Origin of the sequence: Blautia sp. CAG:257 (assembly GCF_000433815.1) — a bacterium.
GTDB lineage: Bacteria > Bacillota > Clostridia > Lachnospirales > Lachnospiraceae > Blautia_A > Blautia_A caecimuris.
The window spans coordinates 1-19,758 of sequence record NZ_HF999032.1; the positions used below are offsets into that span (position 1 = coordinate 1).

Consider the following 19,758-nt stretch of genomic DNA (forward strand, 5'->3'; position numbering starts at 1 on the left):
TTCTCATTTTGACTTGTACTATTTATATTCTAGCACCACAGTTTTAAAATATCTATATCATTTATTATTTTTGCTGAATACCCTTTTTCACAATCAGGATTTTCTCATCTTCTTTACTGCAAGAGGGAGTCTGGGCTGATAAGCAAAAAATGCACATGTTGTGTTTGCATCCCTTTCTGCCATTTTTTTTGCAATGCCTCCTATTATTTTCTTTCCTAATACTGATTTTTTTCTTTTCATCATGTTGTTTCCTCCCTTTGATATTATTTTTTATCATATCATAAATATGTCCTCCAATCTTCTATATGTAAAAAACTGTATCTATTTTTGTAAAAATCAGCACTAAAAAAGAGCCCTATGGCCTAGGCTCTTTTCACTTTTTATACAATATTTGATAAATACAATAATACCTGCACCTGAAAACGCTTTTTCGAATACTCGATTTTCATATCTCCATTACAAGCATCCACTACCTGTTTCACACTTTCCAGACCAATTCCATGGATATCTGCATCCTTTTGACTGGTTCTGAATTTCTGATCTTTTTTTATAATTGTACCAGCATAACTGTTTTCAATCAGAATAATTAATATATCCTTTTTGGCACGTATACTGACAGATAAATATTTTTCATCCGATTTATCAGATTCCCTGACTGCATTGTCAATCAGATTTCCCAAAACAACACAAACATTAAAATTCTTACTGCATAAACAGTTTGGAATCTGAATATCTATATCCACAATATTCAATAAATCATCTGCCTTTCTAAGCATATAATTCAGAACTCCGTCAATATCCTTATTTCCAGTAGAAACCTTTTCGGCAGGGTTCAGCATAAATTTTTCCATCTGCTCCACATAACGTACCATATCCTCATTCTTACCATGCTGTGCTATAGCAGATAATTCTATTAAATGATGCTTCATATCATGCCGCAATTTTTTTATCTGTTCCTGAGACTCCTGCAAAACATCGAGTTGATATGCGTATACATCAACAGTTCGTTCCAACTCTTTCTGCTTCATTTGGCTCGAATAAAATTTCGTTAATACATAATATAAATAAAACAGAGAAAAATTAATCAGTATCAGACTAAATGCAACTATAAGGATGACCAGCTTATTATATTTCGATGCAACTGTGACACTCTGGGTACAAATAATGCTGACAAGAGGAATCGTACCTAATACAAACACATTCATAAACGGCAGAAAAATATCTGTTTTCCTGTCTTTAGGTATTTTGAAAAAGGCAGTAGGTATCAAAATTACCAGGCTTATTATAAAATGATAAATCGCCTCTACCTGTTGTCCTGTTTCATATCCTGACAGTAATTGAACTACTATAGCATCTGCTAACATATTAACCACATATATAACAAATGTCATTAATACCTTTTCAGATTTCTTTATCTGATAGGGTATGGTCAGCATAAATATAGCAAGAATGTTTATAAGAACATTTAAAATAAGAGATGAAAATACAGCACTGACAAAATAAGTCCCAATACATGCAAAAATATATAACAACCAGTTATATTTCCAACGGCTCTTATCCCTGGAAACAAAAAAATCAATATATCTCTTAACAGCATAAAATCGTATTCCATTTGAAAGTAATATAAGAACCTGCTCAAATATTATGACGAAGTTCATCTGACATACTCTCCATTAATTTTCTTCTTATTGTTACACGATTAGATCTGCTGATATCCAATACATCTCCATTTATCATTTTTATCCACTTATAAGTTATTTCTTTTATATAATGCATATTGATTAGATACGATTTATGAATACGCAAAAATAGCCCTTCCGGGCACTCCTGCTCAATCTCCGACAACTTTCCATAAAAACTTTGACTGTCATTTTCCATTACAATATTAATTTTTCGTCCATCACTTTGAAAATACAAAATGTCCTTATACATAACCCGGTAACTGTTTCCCTGATTTTTATACTCAAAATTACACTCGCTTTTGTCAGAAATACAAAATATTTTTTCCATAACATGATACAGTCGTTCTTTTTTTATGGGTTTAATCAGAAAATCAAACGGTTGATTTTGGAATAACTCTAACGCGTATTCTTCCTTTGAAGATATATATACCAAAAACATATGTAAATTTCTCAATATATCTCTGACATATTTTCCCACCTCAACACCGTCCATTCCTGGAAGTTCAATGTCCAAAAAAAGGATATCCGGCGCTTTTTCTCTTTTCAGATACTCTGTCAGTGCAGTTCCGTCAAAAAATACATCCACTTCCAGTTTCATGCACTTTTCAAATGCAAAATCTCTGAGCATATTCTCCACTTCAGCACAAGTGCTTTTTTCATCATCACATATTATTACACGCATTATTCTCCCTCCTGCTTATTATGTATATTACTCTATTATTCTTATCCTTGCAAGATTCCCCTTCTGTTCAAAATCACAATGAAAAGAATCTCCTAAAAAAATTGACGAAAGATTAACATTTTTCTTCTTTACTTTTTTCCTGATTTGGCATAGAATGTTTCATTACAACTATAAAACTGTCATACCAGTTAGAAAAAAAGAAAGTGGTGAATGAACATGAAACGCAGGTTTTTCTTTGGGCTTCTGACACCGGGCAGGATTATTTTTATTCTTATTTTAATCTATATTGCTCTGCTTACAGTGCCTTATCTGCGGCACAAAAAAGTTTCAGAAAATTTTCAGAATGACTTCAGTCAGAGAGAGTTTTACAGCTCCCAGGCGGGAAGCGAGCGGATCGCCTACATAAACGACAACACAGACGCTCTTCTCTATCGCCTTCAGATCATCCAACAGGCAGAGCAGGAAATTATTCTCTCTACCTTTGACTTTAACGCTGACAAAGGCGGAAAAGATGTTATGGCCGCGCTTATGAGCGCCGCGGACAGAGGCGTAAAAGTCCGGGTGATCATTGACGGCTTCAGCGGTTTTCTGGATGTAAAGGGAAAAGGAACCCAGTGGTTTCAGGCTCTGGCCTCCCATGAGAACATTTCTCTTCGCATCTACAATCCGCTCACGCCTTTAAAGCCCTGGAAAATGCAGGCCCGTCTCCATGACAAATATCTGATCATTGACCATCAGATGTTCCTGCTGGGAGGAAGAAATACGACCAATCTGTTTCTTGGGGATTACTCCAAATCAAAAAATATTGACCGAGAAATTTTTGTGTATGAGACAGAAGATAATAAAGCTTCCTCTCTCTATCAGCTCAGAGCTTATTTTGAAAAAATATGGGCTCTGAAGGACAGCCGGGAGTTTACCTGCAAAAAACTTTCTGATGAAATTCAGGAATGTATCGTTTCTCTGAACAACCGTTATCAGAAGCTGAAAGAAACATATCCCGAGGCTTATACAGACTGGGATTTCCAGAAGCTCACCTTTGAGACAAATAAAATTTCCCTTCTCTGCAATCCTCTGGAAGCAGAAAACAAAGAGCCCTGGATGTGGTATTCCATCCACCAGCTTATGCTTCAGGGAAAAGAAACGCTTATCTACACCCCCTATATCATCTGCGGAAAAGAGATGTACCAGGATCTTACAGACCTGAAGGACAACAATATTCCCCTTGAAATCATTACCAATGATGTTGCCAGCGGAGCAAACCCCTGGGGATGCACGGATTATCTGAACCAGAAAGAAAAAATCTGGAAAACCGGCGCAAAGGTTTATGAATTTATGGGCGGTCATTCCTGCCATACAAAAGCAGTTCTGATCGATGACAGAATGAGTATTGTGGGCTCCTACAATCTGGATATGAGAAGCACCTACCAGGATACAGAGCTGATGCTTGCCATTGACTCAGAGAAATTAAATTCCATGATCCGAAAAGAAGCAGAAACAGACAAGACCTACAGTAAAACCATAGGATCTGACGAAAACTATATTCAGGGCGAAAACTATGTTCCAAAAAAACTCAGTACAGGAAAGAAAATCTTCTACTGGACTCTTCGGGTTCTTACTGTACCTCTCAGAAAATTCCTGTAATCTTTCTGAGTCTGCAGAATAAAAAACTTCCTTTCATTGATCAGGCTGTTTCTAATAAACCTTCTGCAGCTCAGATCATTACTTCTGTCTTTTAAAAATATTTACAGAAAAAAGACACTGCATCCGGAAATGCGCTCCGGGGGAAGCTCCCCGGAACATCCATTTCCTGTGCAGTGTCTCTTTTTTTATCTGTATATGATTTTATGACAGTTCCAGCTTTCCTGTATAAAGCTGGTAATAGGTTCCTTTCATTTTGATCAGATCCTCATGATCGCCTCTTTCAATAATATTTCCATGATCCAGAACAATGATCGCATTACTGTTGCGGATTGTGGAAAGTCTGTGTGCGATTACAAATACAGTACGTCCTTTCATCAGATTGTCCATACCTTTTTGTACAATACTCTCTGTTCGTGTATCAATACTTGAAGTAGCCTCGTCAAGAATCAGTACAGGCGGATCTGCCACTGCTGCCCTGGCAATGGACAGAAGCTGTCTCTGTCCCTGTGAGAGCTCCTCGCCGTCGCCGCTGAGCATTGTCTGATATCCATTAGGAAGCATCTGGATAAACTGATCTGCATGTGCAAGACGCGCTGCCTGGTAAACCTCATCGTCTGTGGCATCCAGCTTTCCATAGCGGATATTATCCATAATCGTACCGGTAAACAGATGAGTATCCTGCAGGACAATTCCCAGAGAACGGCGGAGATCATCCTTTTTAATCTTTGTGATGTTAATTCCGTCGTAGCGGATCTTTCCTTCCTGAATATCATAAAAACGATTGATCAGGTTGGTGATCGTAGTCTTTCCGGCTCCTGTGGAACCTACAAAAGCAAGCTTCTGTCCAGGCTTTGCATACAGGCTGATATTTTTCAGGATTACTTTATCTTCATTGTAGCCAAAGGTTACATTCTCAAAAACAACATCTCCGGTCAGCTCTGTATAGGAAACAGAACCGTCTGCAGAATGAGGATGTTTCCATGCCCACATTCCTGTGCGCTCCTTACATTCTGCAATATTTCCGTTTTCATCCTTTCTGGCATTTACAAGAGTTACATAACCCTCATCTTTTTCCGGCTCCTCGTCGATCAGCTGGAAAATACGCTCTGCTCCTGCAAGCGCCATAACAATGGAGTTAAACTGCTGAGCCACCTGCATAAACGGCTGAGTAAAGCTTTTTGTAAACTGAAGGTAGGAAGCCATAACTCCAAGAGTGATTCCGCCTACTCCGATAACAGAAAGGAAACCGCCCAGAACTGCTGTAAGAACAAACTGAAGATTTCCGATGTTTCCGATTACCGGTCCCATCATATTTGCAAAAGTATTTGCTCTGGAAGCGCTTTCAAAAAGAGCTTCGTTTAATTTATCAAACTCTTCTTCTGATTTTCTTTCATGGTTAAATACCTTGACAACTCTCTGTCCGTTCATGCGCTCTTCCACAAAGCCGGTTACATCTGCCAGGGACATCTGCTGGCTGACAAAATACTTTCCACTGTTCCCACCGATCTTTCTGGTAACAAAAGTCATAACAAAAATAACTGCAACAGCCAGAATTGTCAGAAGCGGACTCAATGCCACCATGGAAATAAAAGTGACAATAATGGTAAAAAAGGACATCAGCGCCTGGGGAATTGCCTGACTGATCATCTGTCTCAGAGTGTCGGTATCGTTTGTGTAAAGACTCATAATAGAGCCGTTTGTCCTCTGGTCAAAATAGCGGATCGGAAGAGTCTGCATATGTTCAAACATATCGTCTCTCACCTTTTTCAGAACACCCTGTCCGATATAAACCATCATTCTGGTGTAAATAAAGGTGGAAACCACTCCCAGAAGAAAGATACAGCCCAGAACGGCAAGCGCCCGGTAAAGCTCTGCAAAATCCGGACTCTGCTGGCCGATCAGCGGAATAATAAAGTCATCCAGCAAAAATTTCAGGGACAAAGATACGGAGATCGTTGCCACAGAGCTGATAAGAATACAGACAAATACCAGAATAAAGCGCATTTTATAGGTCTCGGTCACATATTTCAGAAGACGCTTTGCTGTCTTTAAAGTATCCTTGGACAGCTTTGGCTTTCCGTTTTGTTTCTTATTCATTCTCTTCACCTCCCCGAACCTGAGATTCATATACTTCTCTGTAAATTTTATTTGTTTTAAGAAGCTCCTGAGAGGTTCCCACACCTGCAACAGCTCCTCCGTCCAGAACAATGATCTGGTCGGCATCTTCAATAGAAGCAACTCGCTGGGCAATAATGATCTTTGTGGTATCCGGAATTTCCTCACGGAATGCCTTACGGATCAGTGCGTCAGTTTTTGTGTCAACCGCGCTTGTGGAATCATCCAGAATCAGGATCTTCGGTTTTTTCAGAAGCGCTCTTGCAATACAGAGCCTCTGCTTCTGTCCACCGGAAACATTGTTTCCTCCCTGAACGATCTGGGTTTTATATCCGGCTGGAAACTCATTGATAAATCCGTCTGCCTGAGCCAGTCTGCACACTCTCTGTACCTCTTCATCACTGGCATTTTCGTCTCCCCACCGAATGTTTTCATAAATGGAACCGGAAAACAGCACATTTTTCTGGAGAACCATAGATACCTGGTCCCGCAGAGCTTCCAGGTTATAATCACGTACATCGATTCCGCCAACCTTCACGCTTCCCTCTGTCACATCATAGAGACGGGGGATCATCTGTACCAGGGTGGACTTTGCACTTCCGGTTCCGCCGATAATTCCAACTGTCTGACCGGATTTGATATGAAGATTAATATCCTTCAGGGAAAGATTTCCGCCCTTTCCTCCATAGCTGAAGTTTACATGGTCAAATACGATTTCTCCATTTGGAACCTCTTTTACAGAATCCTCATTATCTGCCATTTCCGGCACTTCCTTCAGCACCTCTGTAATACGGTCTGTAGATGCCTCTGCAATCATGATCATAACAAACACAAAGGTAACCATGGAAAGGGACATCAGGATCTGAAGCGCATACACGATCACACTGGTAAGCTCTCCTGTTGCCATACTTCCAAGAACAATGCTCTTTCCTCCGATGGCAACCAGAAGAAGAACCACCGTATACATGGTAAACTGCATAACCGGAGAGTTCCATGATACGATTTTTTCCGCCTTTGTAAAAAGATCATACACATATTTGGAAATTCCATGAAACTTACGGATTTCAAAGTCTTCTCTGACAAAAGCCTTAACCACGCGGGATGCATTGACATTTTCCTGAACTGAATTATTCAGCACATCATATTCATCAAATACCTTGACAAAATGGGGATGGGCTTTTTTTGCAATAAAGATCAGGGTTCCGCCAAGAAGAGGAATCACGATCAGGAATAACAGTGCGATTTTTACATTGATCATTAATGTCATGACCCATGAAAGCAGCACCATGATCGGAGCCCTTGCAAGAAGACGGATACTCATCATGTATGCCATCTGTACGTTTGTAATATCTGTTGTCATTCTGGTAACAAGTCCTGAAGTGGAAAAATGATCGATGTTCTTAAAAGAAAATTCCTGTACCTTATAAAAAATATCGTGTCTCAGATTTTTTGCGTAGCCGGCTGCTGCCACTGCCGCCATTTTTCCTGCGATCACGCCAAACCACAAAGCCAGCATAGCCATGACCACAAGGATCAGCCCGCGCTGGACAATGTAGTTGATATTCCCCTTGGCAATGCCAACATCAATGATCTTTGCCATTTCCATGGGAATGAGAACCTCCATCAGTACCTCAAGGATCACAAATAACGGAGCCAGCACTGACTGTTTTTTGTATTCCCGGACTGATCGTAAAAGTGTCTTATTCATCTTTTCTGTCTACCTCCTTATTCTCCCTGTTTTTTTCTGCAAGATTCTGACACATCTGATAAAGAACTTTTTTGCACAGAAAAAGATCCTGTTCTGACACACCCTCAGTCATACGGATCTCGGTTTCATGAATATGCTCCAGAATACTTGGACGCAGAGCCTCTGCTTTTTTTGTGGGAAGGATTCTTTTCAGTCTGGCATCCTCTTTTACGCTTTCCCGGTAGATAAACCCGTTTTTTTCGATCAGCTTGAGAATACCTGATACTGTAGATTTCCTGACCTGGAACTCCTCTTCAAGATTTTTCTGATAAATATCTCTGTGAAGAGTTTCCAGCAAAATATAATTCAGTATATGCCTCTGCATCGGCGTCAGCTCGTCATCCTCCACAGCCTCCTCAGGCTTCTGATTCCGTTTCAGCTGGTGATTCAGCATCCTCACCAGTCTTCCCGTATGCATGTTCCTTATTTTTTCATCAATATCCTGCATAATCTGCACCTCAATTTATTTAGTTAGCGTCCTAACTTTTTCATATTATACAGACAGAAAATTTTAATGTCAACACTTTTTTCAGGCCTGCTTCTCATTTAGTTCCGTTTCCTTTAACTGTTGTTTTTCTGTTATACCCCAAGGTCTAAAAGCTTTTTTGCTTCCTCCAGCCGGACGTAAAACTGCGGATAAAAATCCTCATCTTCCTTATATGGAGTATAATAAAACCTGCTGAGAACATACATATTCAGGTTTTTTACCAACGTCTCATCCTCTGTCTCATAAAATACCTCCTGAACATCCAGAAGAAAATTATGCCAGTCCAGGACAAACTTTTCGTACTGTTTCAGATTTGGGGTATCCAGCCATTTTTTTACTTTGATCTTGGAACGGTTTTTCTTTTTGCATTCATGGATCTGAAGAATATACTTAAATCCGTCCTCTGTATAATAACGCCCCAGAGGAAACAGTCTGCAGAATCCCGGTCTGATGTCATGTATGGAGCAGCGTCCCTCTGTGTTCAGAAACACACAGCGCTCCTGCTCCCCTCTCATGGCAAGATGGGGAAGAATATTTCCGTCAGTGATTCCCAGCTCCACAACACTTCCCAGAAGCTCCTCCGGTGATTTTTTTAATCCCGCACAAAGCCTGTGCACATCTAAAGGATCAAGAATCACTGTATCTCCCATTCCCTGACAGCAGTCGCTGCACCCTTTGCAGTCCTGACAGTCTGCCTTTACCATGTCGTTTGCTTCATATAAATTTCCGTCAGAAATTTCTTCCAGTGTAACATTTCGCTTCATAATAAAATTCTCCTCTGTAATATTTTTCTCTCAGGCTTCCCAGTCATAGGCGATTCGTGGGGAACCGTCGTCAGTATTAATGATCCCACATCTGCAGAATCCGTTTTTTGCCAGAGTGTTCTGCATGGGAATGTTGTCCTTATGGGTATCGATTCTCAGATAATCACAGTTCTCTTTTGCAAAGTCAAAACAGAACCTTGCGATCCCCTTTATACTTCCGTCAGACGCCACTCTGTGCAGCACTCCATAGGGGCTGTTTCTGTGCCAGCTGCCCTCCCGGATGATCCGATAAGTAGGATCCTCTCCCTTAAAAAACACAAATACACCTGCAATATGTTCTTCTTCCGTGCACACATAACAGATTCCCTTTTCCATATCCTCCCGGACAAGCTCCGGAGAAGGATAAACCATTCCCCACTGGTCAGGGTTTCCATGCTCCTTCATAAACTCTCTCGCATATGCATAAATCCTCAGAATATCGGAAAGATCTTTTCTCTCTGCTTTTCTTATTTTCATTTGTTTTTTCTCCTTTTCTATCTCATTGTACAGGAGTATAATATTGGTTGTCAATCAGGATTCCCCCTGAGAAACCCTATATAGAAACGGAGGAAACAGAACATGCGATCTCTCGCTGTCTATTTAAAAAACTACAAAAAAGAGACCATACTTGCTCCCTTTTTCAAGTTTCTGGAAGTTGTATTTGACCTGATGGTTCCTGTTGTGATCGCTCACATGATTGATGTGGGAATTGCAGAAAATAACCGCGGTGTCATTATCCGGAGCTTTTTGATTCTGATCCTTATGGCAGGCGCAGGTCTGACTGTCAGTATCACCGCCCAGTTTTTTGCAGCAAAAGCAAGTACGGGATTTGCCGCAGAGCTTCGTCAATCTGTGTTTGATCATGTACAGGGACTTTCCTATTCTGAGCTTGACCGTCTTGGAACCGCCACCCTGATCACAAGACTGACCAATGATATCAATCAGGTGCAGAACGGACTGAACATGGGACTCAGGCTGCTGCTTCGCAGCCCTTTTATCGTTCTGGGCTCCATGGTTATGGCGTTTACCATTAATGTACGCTGCGCCCTGGTGTTTGTTGTGGCAATCCCGGTCCTCTTTCTTGTTGTTTTTGTTATTATGTATCTCAGCATTCCGCTTTTCCGTAAAGTTCAGGGAAAGCTTGACAGAGTTACAGGTCTTACAAGAGAAAATCTTACCGGAGTCCGCGTGATACGGGCTTTCTGCCGGGAAAGAGAAGCTGTAAAAGATTTTGACGAGAGTAACCGTGAACTGACCAGGCTTAACGAATTTGTGGGACGGCTTTCTGCGCTTCTGAATCCGGCTACCTATGTACTTATTAATATTGCCACTGTTTTTCTCATCAGTACAGCAGGGCTCCAGGTAAATATGGGCAGTATGCAGCAGGGCGAAACCGTAGCTCTTTACAATTACATGGCTCAGATGATCGTTGAGCTTATTAAGCTTGCCTCTCTGATCATCACACTGAATAAAGCAGCCGCCTGCGCAGGCCGTGTAGCTGATATTCTGAACGTCCGGTCTTCTATGAACTATGTGGCTGAAACCGAAACTCAGACTGACTCAGACTGCGCAGTTGCTTTTCAGGACGTTACCTTTTCCTATGCCGGAACCAAGGCTCCCAGTCTTTCCAATATTAGTTTCACAGCCAGAAAAGGACAGACAGTGGGTATTATCGGCGGCACCGGAAGCGGAAAAACAACCCTTGTAAATCTGATCTCCCGATTTTATGATGCAGATCAGGGAACGGTTCTTCTTAACGGTCAGGATATCCGTAAGTATTCTCAGGCAGATCTCTGCAGCAAAATCGGAATTGTTCCCCAAAAGGCCGTGCTGTTTAAAGGTACTATCCGGGAAAACATGAAGCTTGGCAGGGAAAATGCTTCTGATGAAGAAATCTGGGAAGCTCTTTCCATGGCACAGGCAAAAGAAATCGTAGAAAAAAAACAGGGACAGCTTGATTTTACTCTGGAGCAAAACGGAAAAAATCTTTCCGGCGGCCAGCGCCAGCGCCTTACCATTGCCCGGGCTCTGATCAAAAATCCGGAAATCCTCATTCTGGATGACAGCGCCAGCGCTCTTGACTTTGCCACAGATGCAGCCCTGAGAAAATCGCTTCACACGCTCAGCCACAAAACAACCACTTTTCTTGTATCCCAGCGTTCCTCAAGTATCCGTCAGGCTGACCTGATCCTTGTTCTGGACGACGGAACCCTGGCCGGTCAGGGCACTCATGAAGAACTTTTAAAATCCTGCGCCCCATACAGAGAGATCTTTTTCTCTCAGTTTCCCGATGAAAGGAAAAAATATGACGCAATGCAAAATACCGGAGAACTTCCCGCAAAAGGAAAGGAGGCCAATTCATGAGCGCAATGAATAAAAAACGGACAGAAAGCACGGAAACCCTGAAAAAAGTGCTTCGCTTCATTGGAAGATACCGTATTCTTCTGGTTGTCAGTATTGTACTGGCTGCCGCTTCCGTGCTTCTGCAGCTTTATGTTCCCATACTTTTCGGCAATGCCATTGATCAGATCATTGCAGAACAGAAGGTGAATTTTTCTCAGATGTGGCGCTGGCTTCGCCAGGTACTCCTGGTTGTATTATTTTCAGGCGCAGCCTCCTGGATCATGAATCTTATCAATAACCGGATCGCCTACCGCACTGTGCAGGATATCCGGGCAAAGGCCATCCGCCATATCCAGAAGCTGTCTCTTTCTTACCTTGACAGCCACAGTACAGGAGATATTATCAGCCGGATAACTGCAGATGCAGATATTCTTTCAGACGGGCTTCTCCTGGGCTTCACCCAGCTGTTTTCCGGCATTGTCACCATTATCGGAACACTGGTTTTTATGTTCTCCCGGAACGTGGTCATTACCATCATGGTAATTGTGCTGACGCCTTTGAGCTTTTTTGTGGCAAAATTTATTTCTTCCCACTCTTTCCAGATGTTTCAGCGTCAGAGCAGCGCCAGAGGACAGCAGACAGCTCTTATTGAGGAAATGATCGGAAATCAGAAGCTGGTTCAGGCCTTTGGCTATCAGGATAAAGCGTCTGAGCGCTTTGCCCGCATCAATGAGGAGCTGAGAGAATCAAGCCAGCAGGCTGTTTTTTACAGCAGCCTTACCAATCCCTCCACACGGTTTGTCAACAATGTGATTTATGCAGGAGTCGCCCTTGCAGGCGCTTTCCTGATTCCGGGAGGCGCTCTGACTGTAGGTGGACTTTCTGTGATGCTTGCCTATGCCAATCAGTATATGAAGCCCTTTAATGATATCAGCTCCGTAATCACTGAGCTTCAAAATGCTCTGGCCTGCGCCGCCAGAATCTTCGCTCTTCTGGAAGAAAAGCCGGAAAGCCCTGATCCGTCAGAATCACTTTCTGATGTAAAAGGTTCTGTTGAAATTGATCAGGTTTCTTTCCGGTATACGCCTCACAGACCTCTGATCGAAAACTTTAATCTGAAGGCAGAGCCTGGCAGGAGAATTGCTCTTGTAGGTCCTACCGGCTGCGGAAAAACCACCTTCATCAATCTTCTGATGCGATTTTATGATGTAAATTCCGGAACCATTTCTGTGGATGGAAAACCTGTAGATCAGATATCCAGACACTCTCTCCGAAGCAGCTACGGAATGGTGCTTCAGGATACCTGGATCAAAAACGGCACTGTCCGGGAAAACATTACCATTGGAAAGCCGGATGCCTCTGAAGACGAGATCATCCAGGCAGCAAAAATGTCTCACAGCTGGGAATTTATCCGCCGTCTTCCTGACCGTCTGGATACAGTTATCACAGAGGACAGTCTCAGCCAGGGACAGAAACAGCTTCTCTGTATTACAAGGGTTATGCTGTGTTTTCCGCCAATGCTGATCCTTGACGAAGCCACCTCCAGCATTGACACCCGTACAGAAATGCTGATCCAGGCAGCCTTTGACCGGCTTATGGAGGGGCGTACAAGCTTTATTGTTGCACATCGCCTGTCCACCATCCGAAATGCTGACGAGATCCTTGTAATGAAGGATGGAAGCATTATTGAGCAGGGTACTCATGATGAGCTGATGAAAAAGGGCGGCTTTTATCAGACCCTGTACAACAGTCAGTTCGTAAATACAGCAGAGTAATCTTCAAAGGAACCAGGCGCACAGGCTCCCTATTCAGGCTCTCCATCCCTCAGTTTTTGACGGACTTACTCTGCTTTTCGCAGCAGGGGCAGGTGCGGCTCATACGAGTCACACCTGCCCCTGTTTAGAATTATTTATTTCCCGACAGCCCCCTGAAGCTTTTCCATTCCAGTTACTGTCAGTCCTGTGCTTCTTTTTTACTGTTCAAATACTCCTCTGTCAGCGCCACTGCATCCAGAATACACTTATCGCAGGTACAGAGCACCTTTTTTGTCTCAACGCCTTTTAATTCACGGCAGATATAGGAACCATTATTTTCTTTAAATTTGTTTATATATTTTTGTACAGCCTTATAAGTCTGTGTCTTTGTAGGAGCTCCCTTCTCAGGATCACCTACGCTGTTCTCCAGTCCTATGATCATTGTCATTCCTGAAAGAGCGCCGCACATTTCCATCATCCCCATTCCAAGGCCAAATCCCTCTGAAATTCTGAACATTTCCTCCTCATTGATGCCAAGGTCTTTACAGAAGGTACAGGCAACCGCCTGTGCACAATTATATCCTTTTTTATGTAGCTCAATAGCACGTTCTGCTTTTGTATTCATCATCATTCTCCTCGTGTAAATTATTTGTTTTTATCTGAATTTCGGAAATCTTTTCTGTACTGTGTTATTTTTCATCCTGGATACGGGATAAAATATCTTCCCAGGCTTCCTCATCAATCTCCTCATTCCGAAACAGTTTTCTTCTGTCCTCCTCTGTGATCTTCCGGATCACCCGGCAGGGATTCCCGGCCGCAACAGACCAGTCGGGAATGTCTCTTGTCACAACACTTCCCGCACCGATCACTACGTTGTTTCCAATATGGACCCCGGGGCATACCACCGTATTTCCCCCAAGCCACACATTATCCCCTACCGTCACTTCTTTTCCATACTCATACAAAGTATTTCTGGTGTCCGGGTGAACCGGATGCCCTGCTGTATAAATAGCTACATTTGGCGCAAACTGACAGTTATCGCCGATTCTTACCTTTGCCACATCCAGAATCGTACAGTTATAATTTGCAAAAAAATTCTTACCAGTCTCAATATTTTTTCCATAGTCGCAGTAAAACGGCGGATTAATAAAAGCATTGTCCGACTTACCCAGAAGCACCTTTACCACCTCTGCAATTCCGTCAAAATCCGCCCGGTCCATAAAATTCAGTTTCTGAAGAATTCTCCTGCACACAACCTGCTCTTCAAATACGCTTTCGTCAGAAATATAGGCAAGCTGCGCATCTCTGCGTTTCCTCATATCCATTCCTTGTGTCTCCTTTTCCATCCTGTTTCCAGAGCCCAGTTCTGCATATCTGAATACATTTTTCCTTTTATTTCTCCATAATCTGCCCAGATCAGACAGTGATCTTTTTCTGTAGGTTCCTGTACTTTGTCAAGCAAATCCCCCATATAATATCTCTGTATTGGGTGAAACAGGCCTTTTGTATCGTGAACACTGAAGGCTTCCGCAGAAGCCAGATATTCTTTTACTGTACATTCACATCCACATTCCTCCAGACATTCTCTTCTGATACATTCCTGATCGTTTTCTGCCCCCTGGATACCACCGCCAAGAAGGAACAATCCTCTGGCGGTGCGCACTACTGCTGTTTTTTCCCCGGAAAATATAACCAGGTAAGCGCCTGGTCTGTCATAATACTGTCCTTTCTCTCTCTGTCCAAAAATCTTATGCATATCCTTCACGTCCTTTCCTGCACTTCTGCAGATACACAAACGCAGCCACACAGATCACCCCTGACAAAAGTGATCCTGCCGGAGCCGCAAGTCCCATTGGATACAGCGTATCCGGAAAATATACTGACGCCAGATACGCGCCCGGCACACGGGCACATATAATCGAAAGAAAATTATGTAAAAATGAGATTCCTGATCTTCCGCAGGCACAGAAGTACCCGCTGAAACAGAAATGAACTCCTGCAAGCATACAGTCCCAGATATAAGAGCGCAGGTACTGTCCGCCGGAAACAGCAACCGCCGCATCATCAGTAAACAGCTTTACAACCGGCACTGAAACAAACTGTGTGATCACTGCTACTGTAAAGCCGAATCCTACGGAAATCATCACTGCGTACTTCAGTGTTTTTACTGCGCGCTCCGGCTTTCCTGCCCCGATATTCTGTGCAGAAAGAGCAGACACTGCTGAAAGCATGGTGGACGGCACCAGGAACACAATTCCGATCAGCTTTTCCACAATTCCAACTGCTGCCGCATCGTTCAGTCCTCTTCGGTTGGCAATTACTGTGATCACTATAAAAGCGATCTGGATAAACCCATCCTGAAGCGCCACAGGAATACCGATTTTTAAAACCTGCTTCATTACCTCTGCATCAGGTCTGAAGTCCTGCTTTTTCAGAGAAATTCCCGTTTTTCTCCTTAAAATAACAATCAGAGCAGTGATCACACTGATGGTCTGGGACAACACGGTTCCCAGGGCAGCGCCGGATGGTCCCAGATGACATGCTCCAATAAACACATAGTCCAGCACAATATTAGCGCCGCAGGCCACTGCAATAAAATACATGGGACTTTTGGAATCGCCCATTCCACGGAAAATGGAGCTGATAATATTATAGGCAGTAATAAAAGGTATTCCCATAAAACAGATAGTCAGATACCTGGCTGTACCGGAAACTGCTTCCCCGGGAGTGGACATAACCGCAACGATGGGATCAACGAATACCAGAAGCAGCACAGTAGAAACCAGAGCCACTGCCATAAATAAAGTTACCGTATTTCCGATCACTGATGCAGTTTCCTGCTTTTTCCGGGCTCCCACCGCCTTCCCGATCACTACTGTGGAACCCATGGCAAGTCCCACGATCATAACTGTCAGCATATGCATGACCTGGCTTCCCACAGAAACTGCCGTAATGCTGTCTACTCCTTCAAACTGACCGATAATAAACAGGTCTGCCATACCATACAAAGTCTGCAAAAAATATGACAGAAGATACGGAAGTGAAAAAAACACAATATTTTTAAATACACTTCCTGAAGTAAGATTTTTTTCCATAATGCCTAAACTCCAAGCCTTTCAAATTCTCTTCGCAGCTCTTCTGCATCTTCTATGGTATTTTTCCAGCCAAAGGTCTTCATATCCACCTTCCAGCCCTTTTCTGTCCACAATACCCGGATTCCTTCTTTTTCCAGCAAAAGTCTCTGCATATCACAGGTTTCAAAAGCCCCTGCGCCGCTTAAATAGCCCTGAGCATTTACCACTCTGTACGCAGTCTTCTGTCCTGCTTTTCCAGTCCGGAGCGCGTAGCCTGCCTGTCTTGCATTTCCGGGAACACCGCAGAGAAGCGCAATCTGTCCGTACGAAACCACTCTGCCTTCCGGAACTTTTTTCATAACAAGATCCGCCCGCTTATAAAAGTCCATTTTTACTCTTCCCCTTCCTGAAAATCCAGTTATATCATACCATAAAAATTTCTGCCAGGTAACTGGTAAATCCCCCAAACATTTTTTCGAAATCGGTCAGGAAGAATTTTAAATTTCAAGTCGGAACTTTATTTCGCAGCTTTAACAGCTCTCCTTCAGAAACTGCGATTTCCGGACTCACTCTTTAGGGATCGTAACCTCTCCCGCAATATCCACAGAAAAATATTCCCTGATTTCTCTCAGACTGTCCGTCTGTCCCAGAACCCACATCAGTTTTGCCATGGCTGCCTCTGCAGTCATATCATAGGCCTGCAGAACACCGCTTTCCAGAGCTCTCCGCCCTGTCTCATACACAGAAAGATTGCTTCCCTCATATCTGCACTGGCTGCCTGCAAGTATGACCATTCCATTTTCTACTGCCTTTTTCACAGCTCCGATAAAATCATTTTTCAGAAACGGCATTCCGCCAAGTCCAAAGCCTTCCACATAAACGCCCCGGCAGCCTTTTTCCTGAAGATAGTCCAGGATCGAAGGATCTGTTCCCGGGTATAATTTCAGCAGAAATACCTTGTCTGAATAGGCTGTCTGAGGACGGAAGATTCCTCTTTTTTCCACAAGGTTTTCCCTGCAGATATGAAGTCCCAGCGAACTGATTTCACCAATATAAGGATAATTAATGCTTTCAAATGCGTCAAAACTCATGGTCCGAACCTTGGAGGCGCGGCATCCCAGCATGACCTTACGGTTAAATGCCACAAATACTCCCGGACAGCCGCCAGCCGCCATATGAATCCCGCAGCGGCAGTTTTCCATAGCGTCTGCCACAGGATCTGCTATGGACAGCTGACTTCCTGTTACCACTACCGGAATGGAAATATTCTGAAGCATAAACGACAGCATAGAAGCTGTGTACGCCAGTGTATCTGTCCCGTGGATCACTGCGATTCCCTGATAGTCCCTGCTTCTTTTTGCGATCAGCTCCGCCAGCCTTGCCCAGTCCTCCGGAAAAATATTAGCACTGTCCACAGAGCAAAAATCCTCTGTTTCCAGTTCCAGATTCCGGGACACCATACGAAGCTCGTCCAGCATATCTCTGCTTTTCATTCCCGGCATCAGACCATTTTCGCCGTTTACAGAAGAAAGCGTACCGCCTGTATTTATAATAAGGATTCTTTTTTTCATATGATCTCTCCCTTGTTTCCTCAAAAATTATACTGCTGATGTTTTGCCGAATAATGATTTTCAGCTGCTTTCTCGCATCTCAGTTTTTACAAAATATTCATGTATTCTAATGTTATCTTCATCATTTTATCAGCAAATATTCAAGGTTTCAACAACTCTCTTGTCCGGTCTTTTCCAATAAATCACAAAACTTCCGGTCTTTGCTGTCATAATACAGCTTCGTACCGGAAGTTTTATGATTTTGTATTAACGCTGAGATACTCTTAGTTGTTTTCCTCTTCTTCCCCTGATTTTATGTTTTGTTTCCTCCTGAGGAGGCTTGCAAAACCATACAAGCATCACTGACACAAGAAGTATAATCCCCAGTACAAGAACTGCAAGAACCCTGTTGCCCTGCGATGCTGTCCCTGTGTACTCTGCCATATCAAATCCGACAACAGTCAGCGCTGCCGATACGGGATAAACGCTTCTTAAAATTCCTGTTTTAAAAAACAGACAGGCATATCCCACCAGAAAAGCCGCCACGGCTCCGCCCATAAATCTTCCTTTTTTTCTGCTGTCAATAACAAGAAGAGGAAGAACCACAATATAAATGCATACCGAAAGTCCTGCCATCTGGAAAAAATATCCTGTAAGTACCGAAAAGCCGGCTTTTGGAAGTCCTGCAAAAAAGCCAACAATAATCGCAGCAAAAAAGCTGTAAATTCCAAATCCTACGGCAAGGATGCCGGAGGTCAGCAGCTTTCCCCAAAGGAATCTGTGGAAGGAAACCGGCACCGTCAGAATGTTTTTTAAGGTATCATCTGTGTATTCTCTGTTAATCAGATAACCTCCTGTTAAAGTGATCATAACTGGCAGAAATATCTGAGCGTTTCCCCATATGGTACTTTCCAGCAATGCGGCAAGATCATAATAAGGGTCCTTTAATGCATCGTTCATGGCAAACTGTGAAAAAAGCTGAAGCAGCGGTGAACAAAACATCCCGATCAGAGCAATCAGTAAAATATGGTATCTTTTCATTTTCTGAAATTCTGTTTTTATAATAGCTGTCATTTTCCCTGTCCTCCTACACATCCTGTTTTTTATAAACCTGTATGATCAGTGCAATACAGACTGCCGCTTCTGATAGAAGGACTGTAAAAACCAGTGGTCCGGAAATAAAATATGGCTGAAAGCGCTCATAAAATTCCGCCAGAACCTCTCCCACATTCTCTATAGAGTGAAATTGATACAGCCACCGAAAGATCATCGGAACAGGTAAAAATGTAGGAAGATTAAGTCCTGCCGGAACCATGAGAAAGCTGTCATTGATCCGAAGAATATAATTCAGTGTTACATATGCAAAGGCAATGATCACTGAAATAATATAGGATTTGTTACACCACACCACAATAAAAATGCAGGGCATGGACGCAGCCCATAAAAGCACTCCTGTAGCCAGGGTAAGAATCAGCTGCTGTCCGGCTTCCTCCAGACGGATTCCGGATATCACAGACATCGCAGCCGCGATCATATATCCGGCAGCTTCATAGGCAATGTCAAAAATAAGAAGCACAAACAGCTTTGCCATGGTAAGCCTTCCCTTTGTAACAGGAACACACATCAGATTTTTTAAAGTATCATAATCATGTTCTTCAAAAAACAGATTTGCCGCCAGGACAACGGTCAGAGGGATCAGAAGCAAAAATCCGTTTTCCTCCCGTATTACGCTCATGAGATCATCAAAACTACTGTCTGACAGCAGCAATGAATAAAGTACAGGCATAATAAAAGTTGTAAGAAAAGCTGCCTGAAACAGTCTTTTTCTCTTCAGCTTCAGAAATTCACATTGGATCAGTCTAAGCAATGCCCTCACCTCC

19 protein-coding genes are annotated in these 19,758 nt (G+C 42.8%); 3 read left to right on the forward strand and 16 right to left on the reverse strand.

What is annotated here, in order from left to right:
- Nucleotides 1-93 precede the first annotated feature (93 nt).
- From QVP40_RS05560 to QVP40_RS05570, 3 genes are all read right to left on the reverse strand, one after another.
- Nucleotides 94-243, reverse strand: coding sequence for a cyclic lactone autoinducer peptide (locus QVP40_RS05560; protein WP_022067500.1), 150 nt, complete (start codon nt 241-243; stop codon nt 94-96).
- A gap of 137 nt (nt 244-380) precedes the next feature.
- Nucleotides 381-1,658, reverse strand: a complete 1,278-nt coding sequence (locus tag QVP40_RS05565; protein WP_022067501.1) for a sensor histidine kinase — start codon at nt 1,656-1,658, stop codon at nt 381-383.
- The gene (locus tag QVP40_RS05570) at nt 1,636-2,364 is read right to left on the reverse strand and encodes a LytR/AlgR family response regulator transcription factor (protein WP_022067502.1); all 729 of its coding nucleotides are present in this window, start codon (nt 2,362-2,364) and stop codon (nt 1,636-1,638) included. Before QVP40_RS05570 ends, QVP40_RS05565 begins: the two co-directional genes overlap by 23 nt.
- Nucleotides 2,365-2,574: 210 nt before the next feature.
- Between QVP40_RS05570 and QVP40_RS05575 the strand changes: the two genes are divergently transcribed.
- A complete protein-coding gene (locus QVP40_RS05575; RefSeq protein ID WP_288200336.1) occupies nt 2,575-4,005 on the forward strand; it encodes a phospholipase D family protein in 1,431 nt (476 codons plus the stop codon).
- Between the two features lie 201 nt (nt 4,006-4,206).
- On the opposite strand, the gene QVP40_RS05580 is transcribed toward QVP40_RS05575, so the two are convergent.
- From QVP40_RS05580 to QVP40_RS05600, 5 genes are all read right to left on the reverse strand, one after another.
- Nucleotides 4,207-6,102 (reverse strand): ABC transporter ATP-binding protein, encoded by a 1,896-nt coding sequence (locus tag QVP40_RS05580; RefSeq protein WP_022067504.1) that lies wholly within the window; start codon nt 6,100-6,102, stop codon nt 4,207-4,209.
- Nucleotides 6,095-7,828, reverse strand: coding sequence for an ABC transporter ATP-binding protein (locus tag QVP40_RS05585; protein ID WP_022067505.1), 1,734 nt, complete (start codon nt 7,826-7,828; stop codon nt 6,095-6,097). Before QVP40_RS05585 ends, QVP40_RS05580 begins: the two co-directional genes overlap by 8 nt.
- Entirely contained in the window at nt 7,821-8,315 is a 495-nt protein-coding gene (locus QVP40_RS05590; protein ID WP_022067506.1) for a MarR family winged helix-turn-helix transcriptional regulator, read from the reverse strand. Before QVP40_RS05590 ends, QVP40_RS05585 begins: the two co-directional genes overlap by 8 nt.
- 131 nt (nt 8,316-8,446) lie before the next feature.
- Nucleotides 8,447-9,118, reverse strand: a complete 672-nt coding sequence (locus QVP40_RS05595; RefSeq protein WP_022067507.1) for a YkgJ family cysteine cluster protein — start codon at nt 9,116-9,118, stop codon at nt 8,447-8,449.
- 30 nt (nt 9,119-9,148) lie between these two features.
- Nucleotides 9,149-9,634 (reverse strand): hypothetical protein, encoded by a 486-nt coding sequence (locus tag QVP40_RS05600; RefSeq protein WP_022067508.1) that lies wholly within the window; start codon nt 9,632-9,634, stop codon nt 9,149-9,151.
- Nucleotides 9,635-9,736: 102 nt separating this feature from the next.
- On the opposite strand from QVP40_RS05600, the gene QVP40_RS05605 reads away from it, so the two are divergent.
- Nucleotides 9,737-11,521: an ABC transporter ATP-binding protein gene (locus QVP40_RS05605; protein WP_022067509.1), complete on the forward strand. Its 1,785-nt coding sequence runs from the start codon at nt 9,737-9,739 to the stop codon at nt 11,519-11,521.
- Between the two features lie 5 nt (nt 11,522-11,526).
- Nucleotides 11,527-13,275, forward strand: a complete 1,749-nt coding sequence (locus tag QVP40_RS05610) for an ABC transporter ATP-binding protein (RefSeq protein WP_288200340.1) — start codon at nt 11,527-11,529, stop codon at nt 13,273-13,275.
- Nucleotides 13,276-13,453: 178 nt separating this feature from the next.
- On the opposite strand, the gene QVP40_RS05615 is transcribed toward QVP40_RS05610, so the two are convergent.
- The 8 genes from QVP40_RS05615 to QVP40_RS05650 form a co-directional block, all read right to left on the reverse strand.
- Nucleotides 13,454-13,879, reverse strand: coding sequence for a C-GCAxxG-C-C family protein (locus tag QVP40_RS05615; protein WP_022067511.1), 426 nt, complete (start codon nt 13,877-13,879; stop codon nt 13,454-13,456).
- Between the two features lie 64 nt (nt 13,880-13,943).
- On the reverse strand, nt 13,944-14,579 hold the full coding sequence (locus QVP40_RS05620; protein WP_022067512.1) for a sugar O-acetyltransferase: 636 nt from the start codon (nt 14,577-14,579) through the stop codon (nt 13,944-13,946).
- Entirely contained in the window at nt 14,570-15,010 is a 441-nt protein-coding gene (locus QVP40_RS05625; RefSeq protein ID WP_022067513.1) for an NUDIX domain-containing protein, read from the reverse strand. The genes QVP40_RS05620 and QVP40_RS05625 overlap by 10 nt, the downstream gene beginning before the upstream one ends.
- Complete coding sequence (locus QVP40_RS05630) at nt 15,003-16,349, reverse strand: MATE family efflux transporter (RefSeq protein ID WP_022067514.1); 1,347 nt, start codon at nt 16,347-16,349, stop codon at nt 15,003-15,005. Before QVP40_RS05630 ends, QVP40_RS05625 begins: the two co-directional genes overlap by 8 nt.
- A 5-nt stretch (nt 16,350-16,354) precedes the next feature.
- The gene (locus tag QVP40_RS05635) at nt 16,355-16,717 is read right to left on the reverse strand and encodes an MGMT family protein (protein WP_022067515.1); all 363 of its coding nucleotides are present in this window, start codon (nt 16,715-16,717) and stop codon (nt 16,355-16,357) included.
- A 177-nt stretch (nt 16,718-16,894) separates the two neighbouring features.
- Entirely contained in the window at nt 16,895-17,899 is a 1,005-nt protein-coding gene (locus QVP40_RS05640) for an asparaginase (RefSeq protein ID WP_022067516.1), read from the reverse strand.
- A gap of 246 nt (nt 17,900-18,145) precedes the next feature.
- Complete coding sequence (locus tag QVP40_RS05645; RefSeq protein ID WP_022067517.1) at nt 18,146-18,952, reverse strand: ABC transporter permease; 807 nt, start codon at nt 18,950-18,952, stop codon at nt 18,146-18,148.
- Between the two features lie 13 nt (nt 18,953-18,965).
- A complete protein-coding gene (locus QVP40_RS05650; protein ID WP_022067518.1) occupies nt 18,966-19,745 on the reverse strand; it encodes an ABC transporter permease in 780 nt (259 codons plus the stop codon).
- Nucleotides 19,746-19,758 lie beyond the last annotated feature (13 nt).

Bases quoted from the DNA above. Each gene is read 5' to 3' on its own strand.
- QVP40_RS05560 (WP_022067500.1), bottom strand. From the start codon at position 243: ATGATGAAAAGAAAAAAATCAGTATTAGGAAAGAAAATAATAGGAGGC.
- QVP40_RS05565 (WP_022067501.1), bottom strand. From the start codon at position 1,658: ATGAACTTCGTCATAATATTTGAGCAGGTTCTTATATTACTTTCAAAT.
- QVP40_RS05570 (WP_022067502.1), bottom strand. From the start codon at position 2,364: ATGCGTGTAATAATATGTGATGATGAAAAAAGCACTTGTGCTGAAGTG.
- QVP40_RS05575 (WP_288200336.1), top strand. From the start codon at position 2,575: ATGAACATGAAACGCAGGTTTTTCTTTGGGCTTCTGACACCGGGCAGG.
- QVP40_RS05580 (WP_022067504.1), bottom strand. From the start codon at position 6,102: ATGAATAAGAAACAAAACGGAAAGCCAAAGCTGTCCAAGGATACTTTA.
- QVP40_RS05585 (WP_022067505.1), bottom strand. From the start codon at position 7,828: ATGAATAAGACACTTTTACGATCAGTCCGGGAATACAAAAAACAGTCA.
- QVP40_RS05590 (WP_022067506.1), bottom strand. From the start codon at position 8,315: ATGCAGGATATTGATGAAAAAATAAGGAACATGCATACGGGAAGACTG.
- QVP40_RS05595 (WP_022067507.1), bottom strand. From the start codon at position 9,118: ATGAAGCGAAATGTTACACTGGAAGAAATTTCTGACGGAAATTTATAT.
- QVP40_RS05600 (WP_022067508.1), bottom strand. From the start codon at position 9,634: ATGAAAATAAGAAAAGCAGAGAGAAAAGATCTTTCCGATATTCTGAGG.
- QVP40_RS05605 (WP_022067509.1), top strand. From the start codon at position 9,737: ATGCGATCTCTCGCTGTCTATTTAAAAAACTACAAAAAAGAGACCATA.
- QVP40_RS05610 (WP_288200340.1), top strand. From the start codon at position 11,527: ATGAATAAAAAACGGACAGAAAGCACGGAAACCCTGAAAAAAGTGCTT.
- QVP40_RS05615 (WP_022067511.1), bottom strand. From the start codon at position 13,879: ATGAATACAAAAGCAGAACGTGCTATTGAGCTACATAAAAAAGGATAT.
- QVP40_RS05620 (WP_022067512.1), bottom strand. From the start codon at position 14,579: ATGGATATGAGGAAACGCAGAGATGCGCAGCTTGCCTATATTTCTGAC.
- QVP40_RS05625 (WP_022067513.1), bottom strand. From the start codon at position 15,010: ATGCATAAGATTTTTGGACAGAGAGAGAAAGGACAGTATTATGACAGA.
- QVP40_RS05630 (WP_022067514.1), bottom strand. From the start codon at position 16,349: ATGGAAAAAAATCTTACTTCAGGAAGTGTATTTAAAAATATTGTGTTT.
- QVP40_RS05635 (WP_022067515.1), bottom strand. From the start codon at position 16,717: ATGGACTTTTATAAGCGGGCGGATCTTGTTATGAAAAAAGTTCCGGAA.
- QVP40_RS05640 (WP_022067516.1), bottom strand. From the start codon at position 17,899: ATGAAAAAAAGAATCCTTATTATAAATACAGGCGGTACGCTTTCTTCT.
- QVP40_RS05645 (WP_022067517.1), bottom strand. From the start codon at position 18,952: ATGACAGCTATTATAAAAACAGAATTTCAGAAAATGAAAAGATACCAT.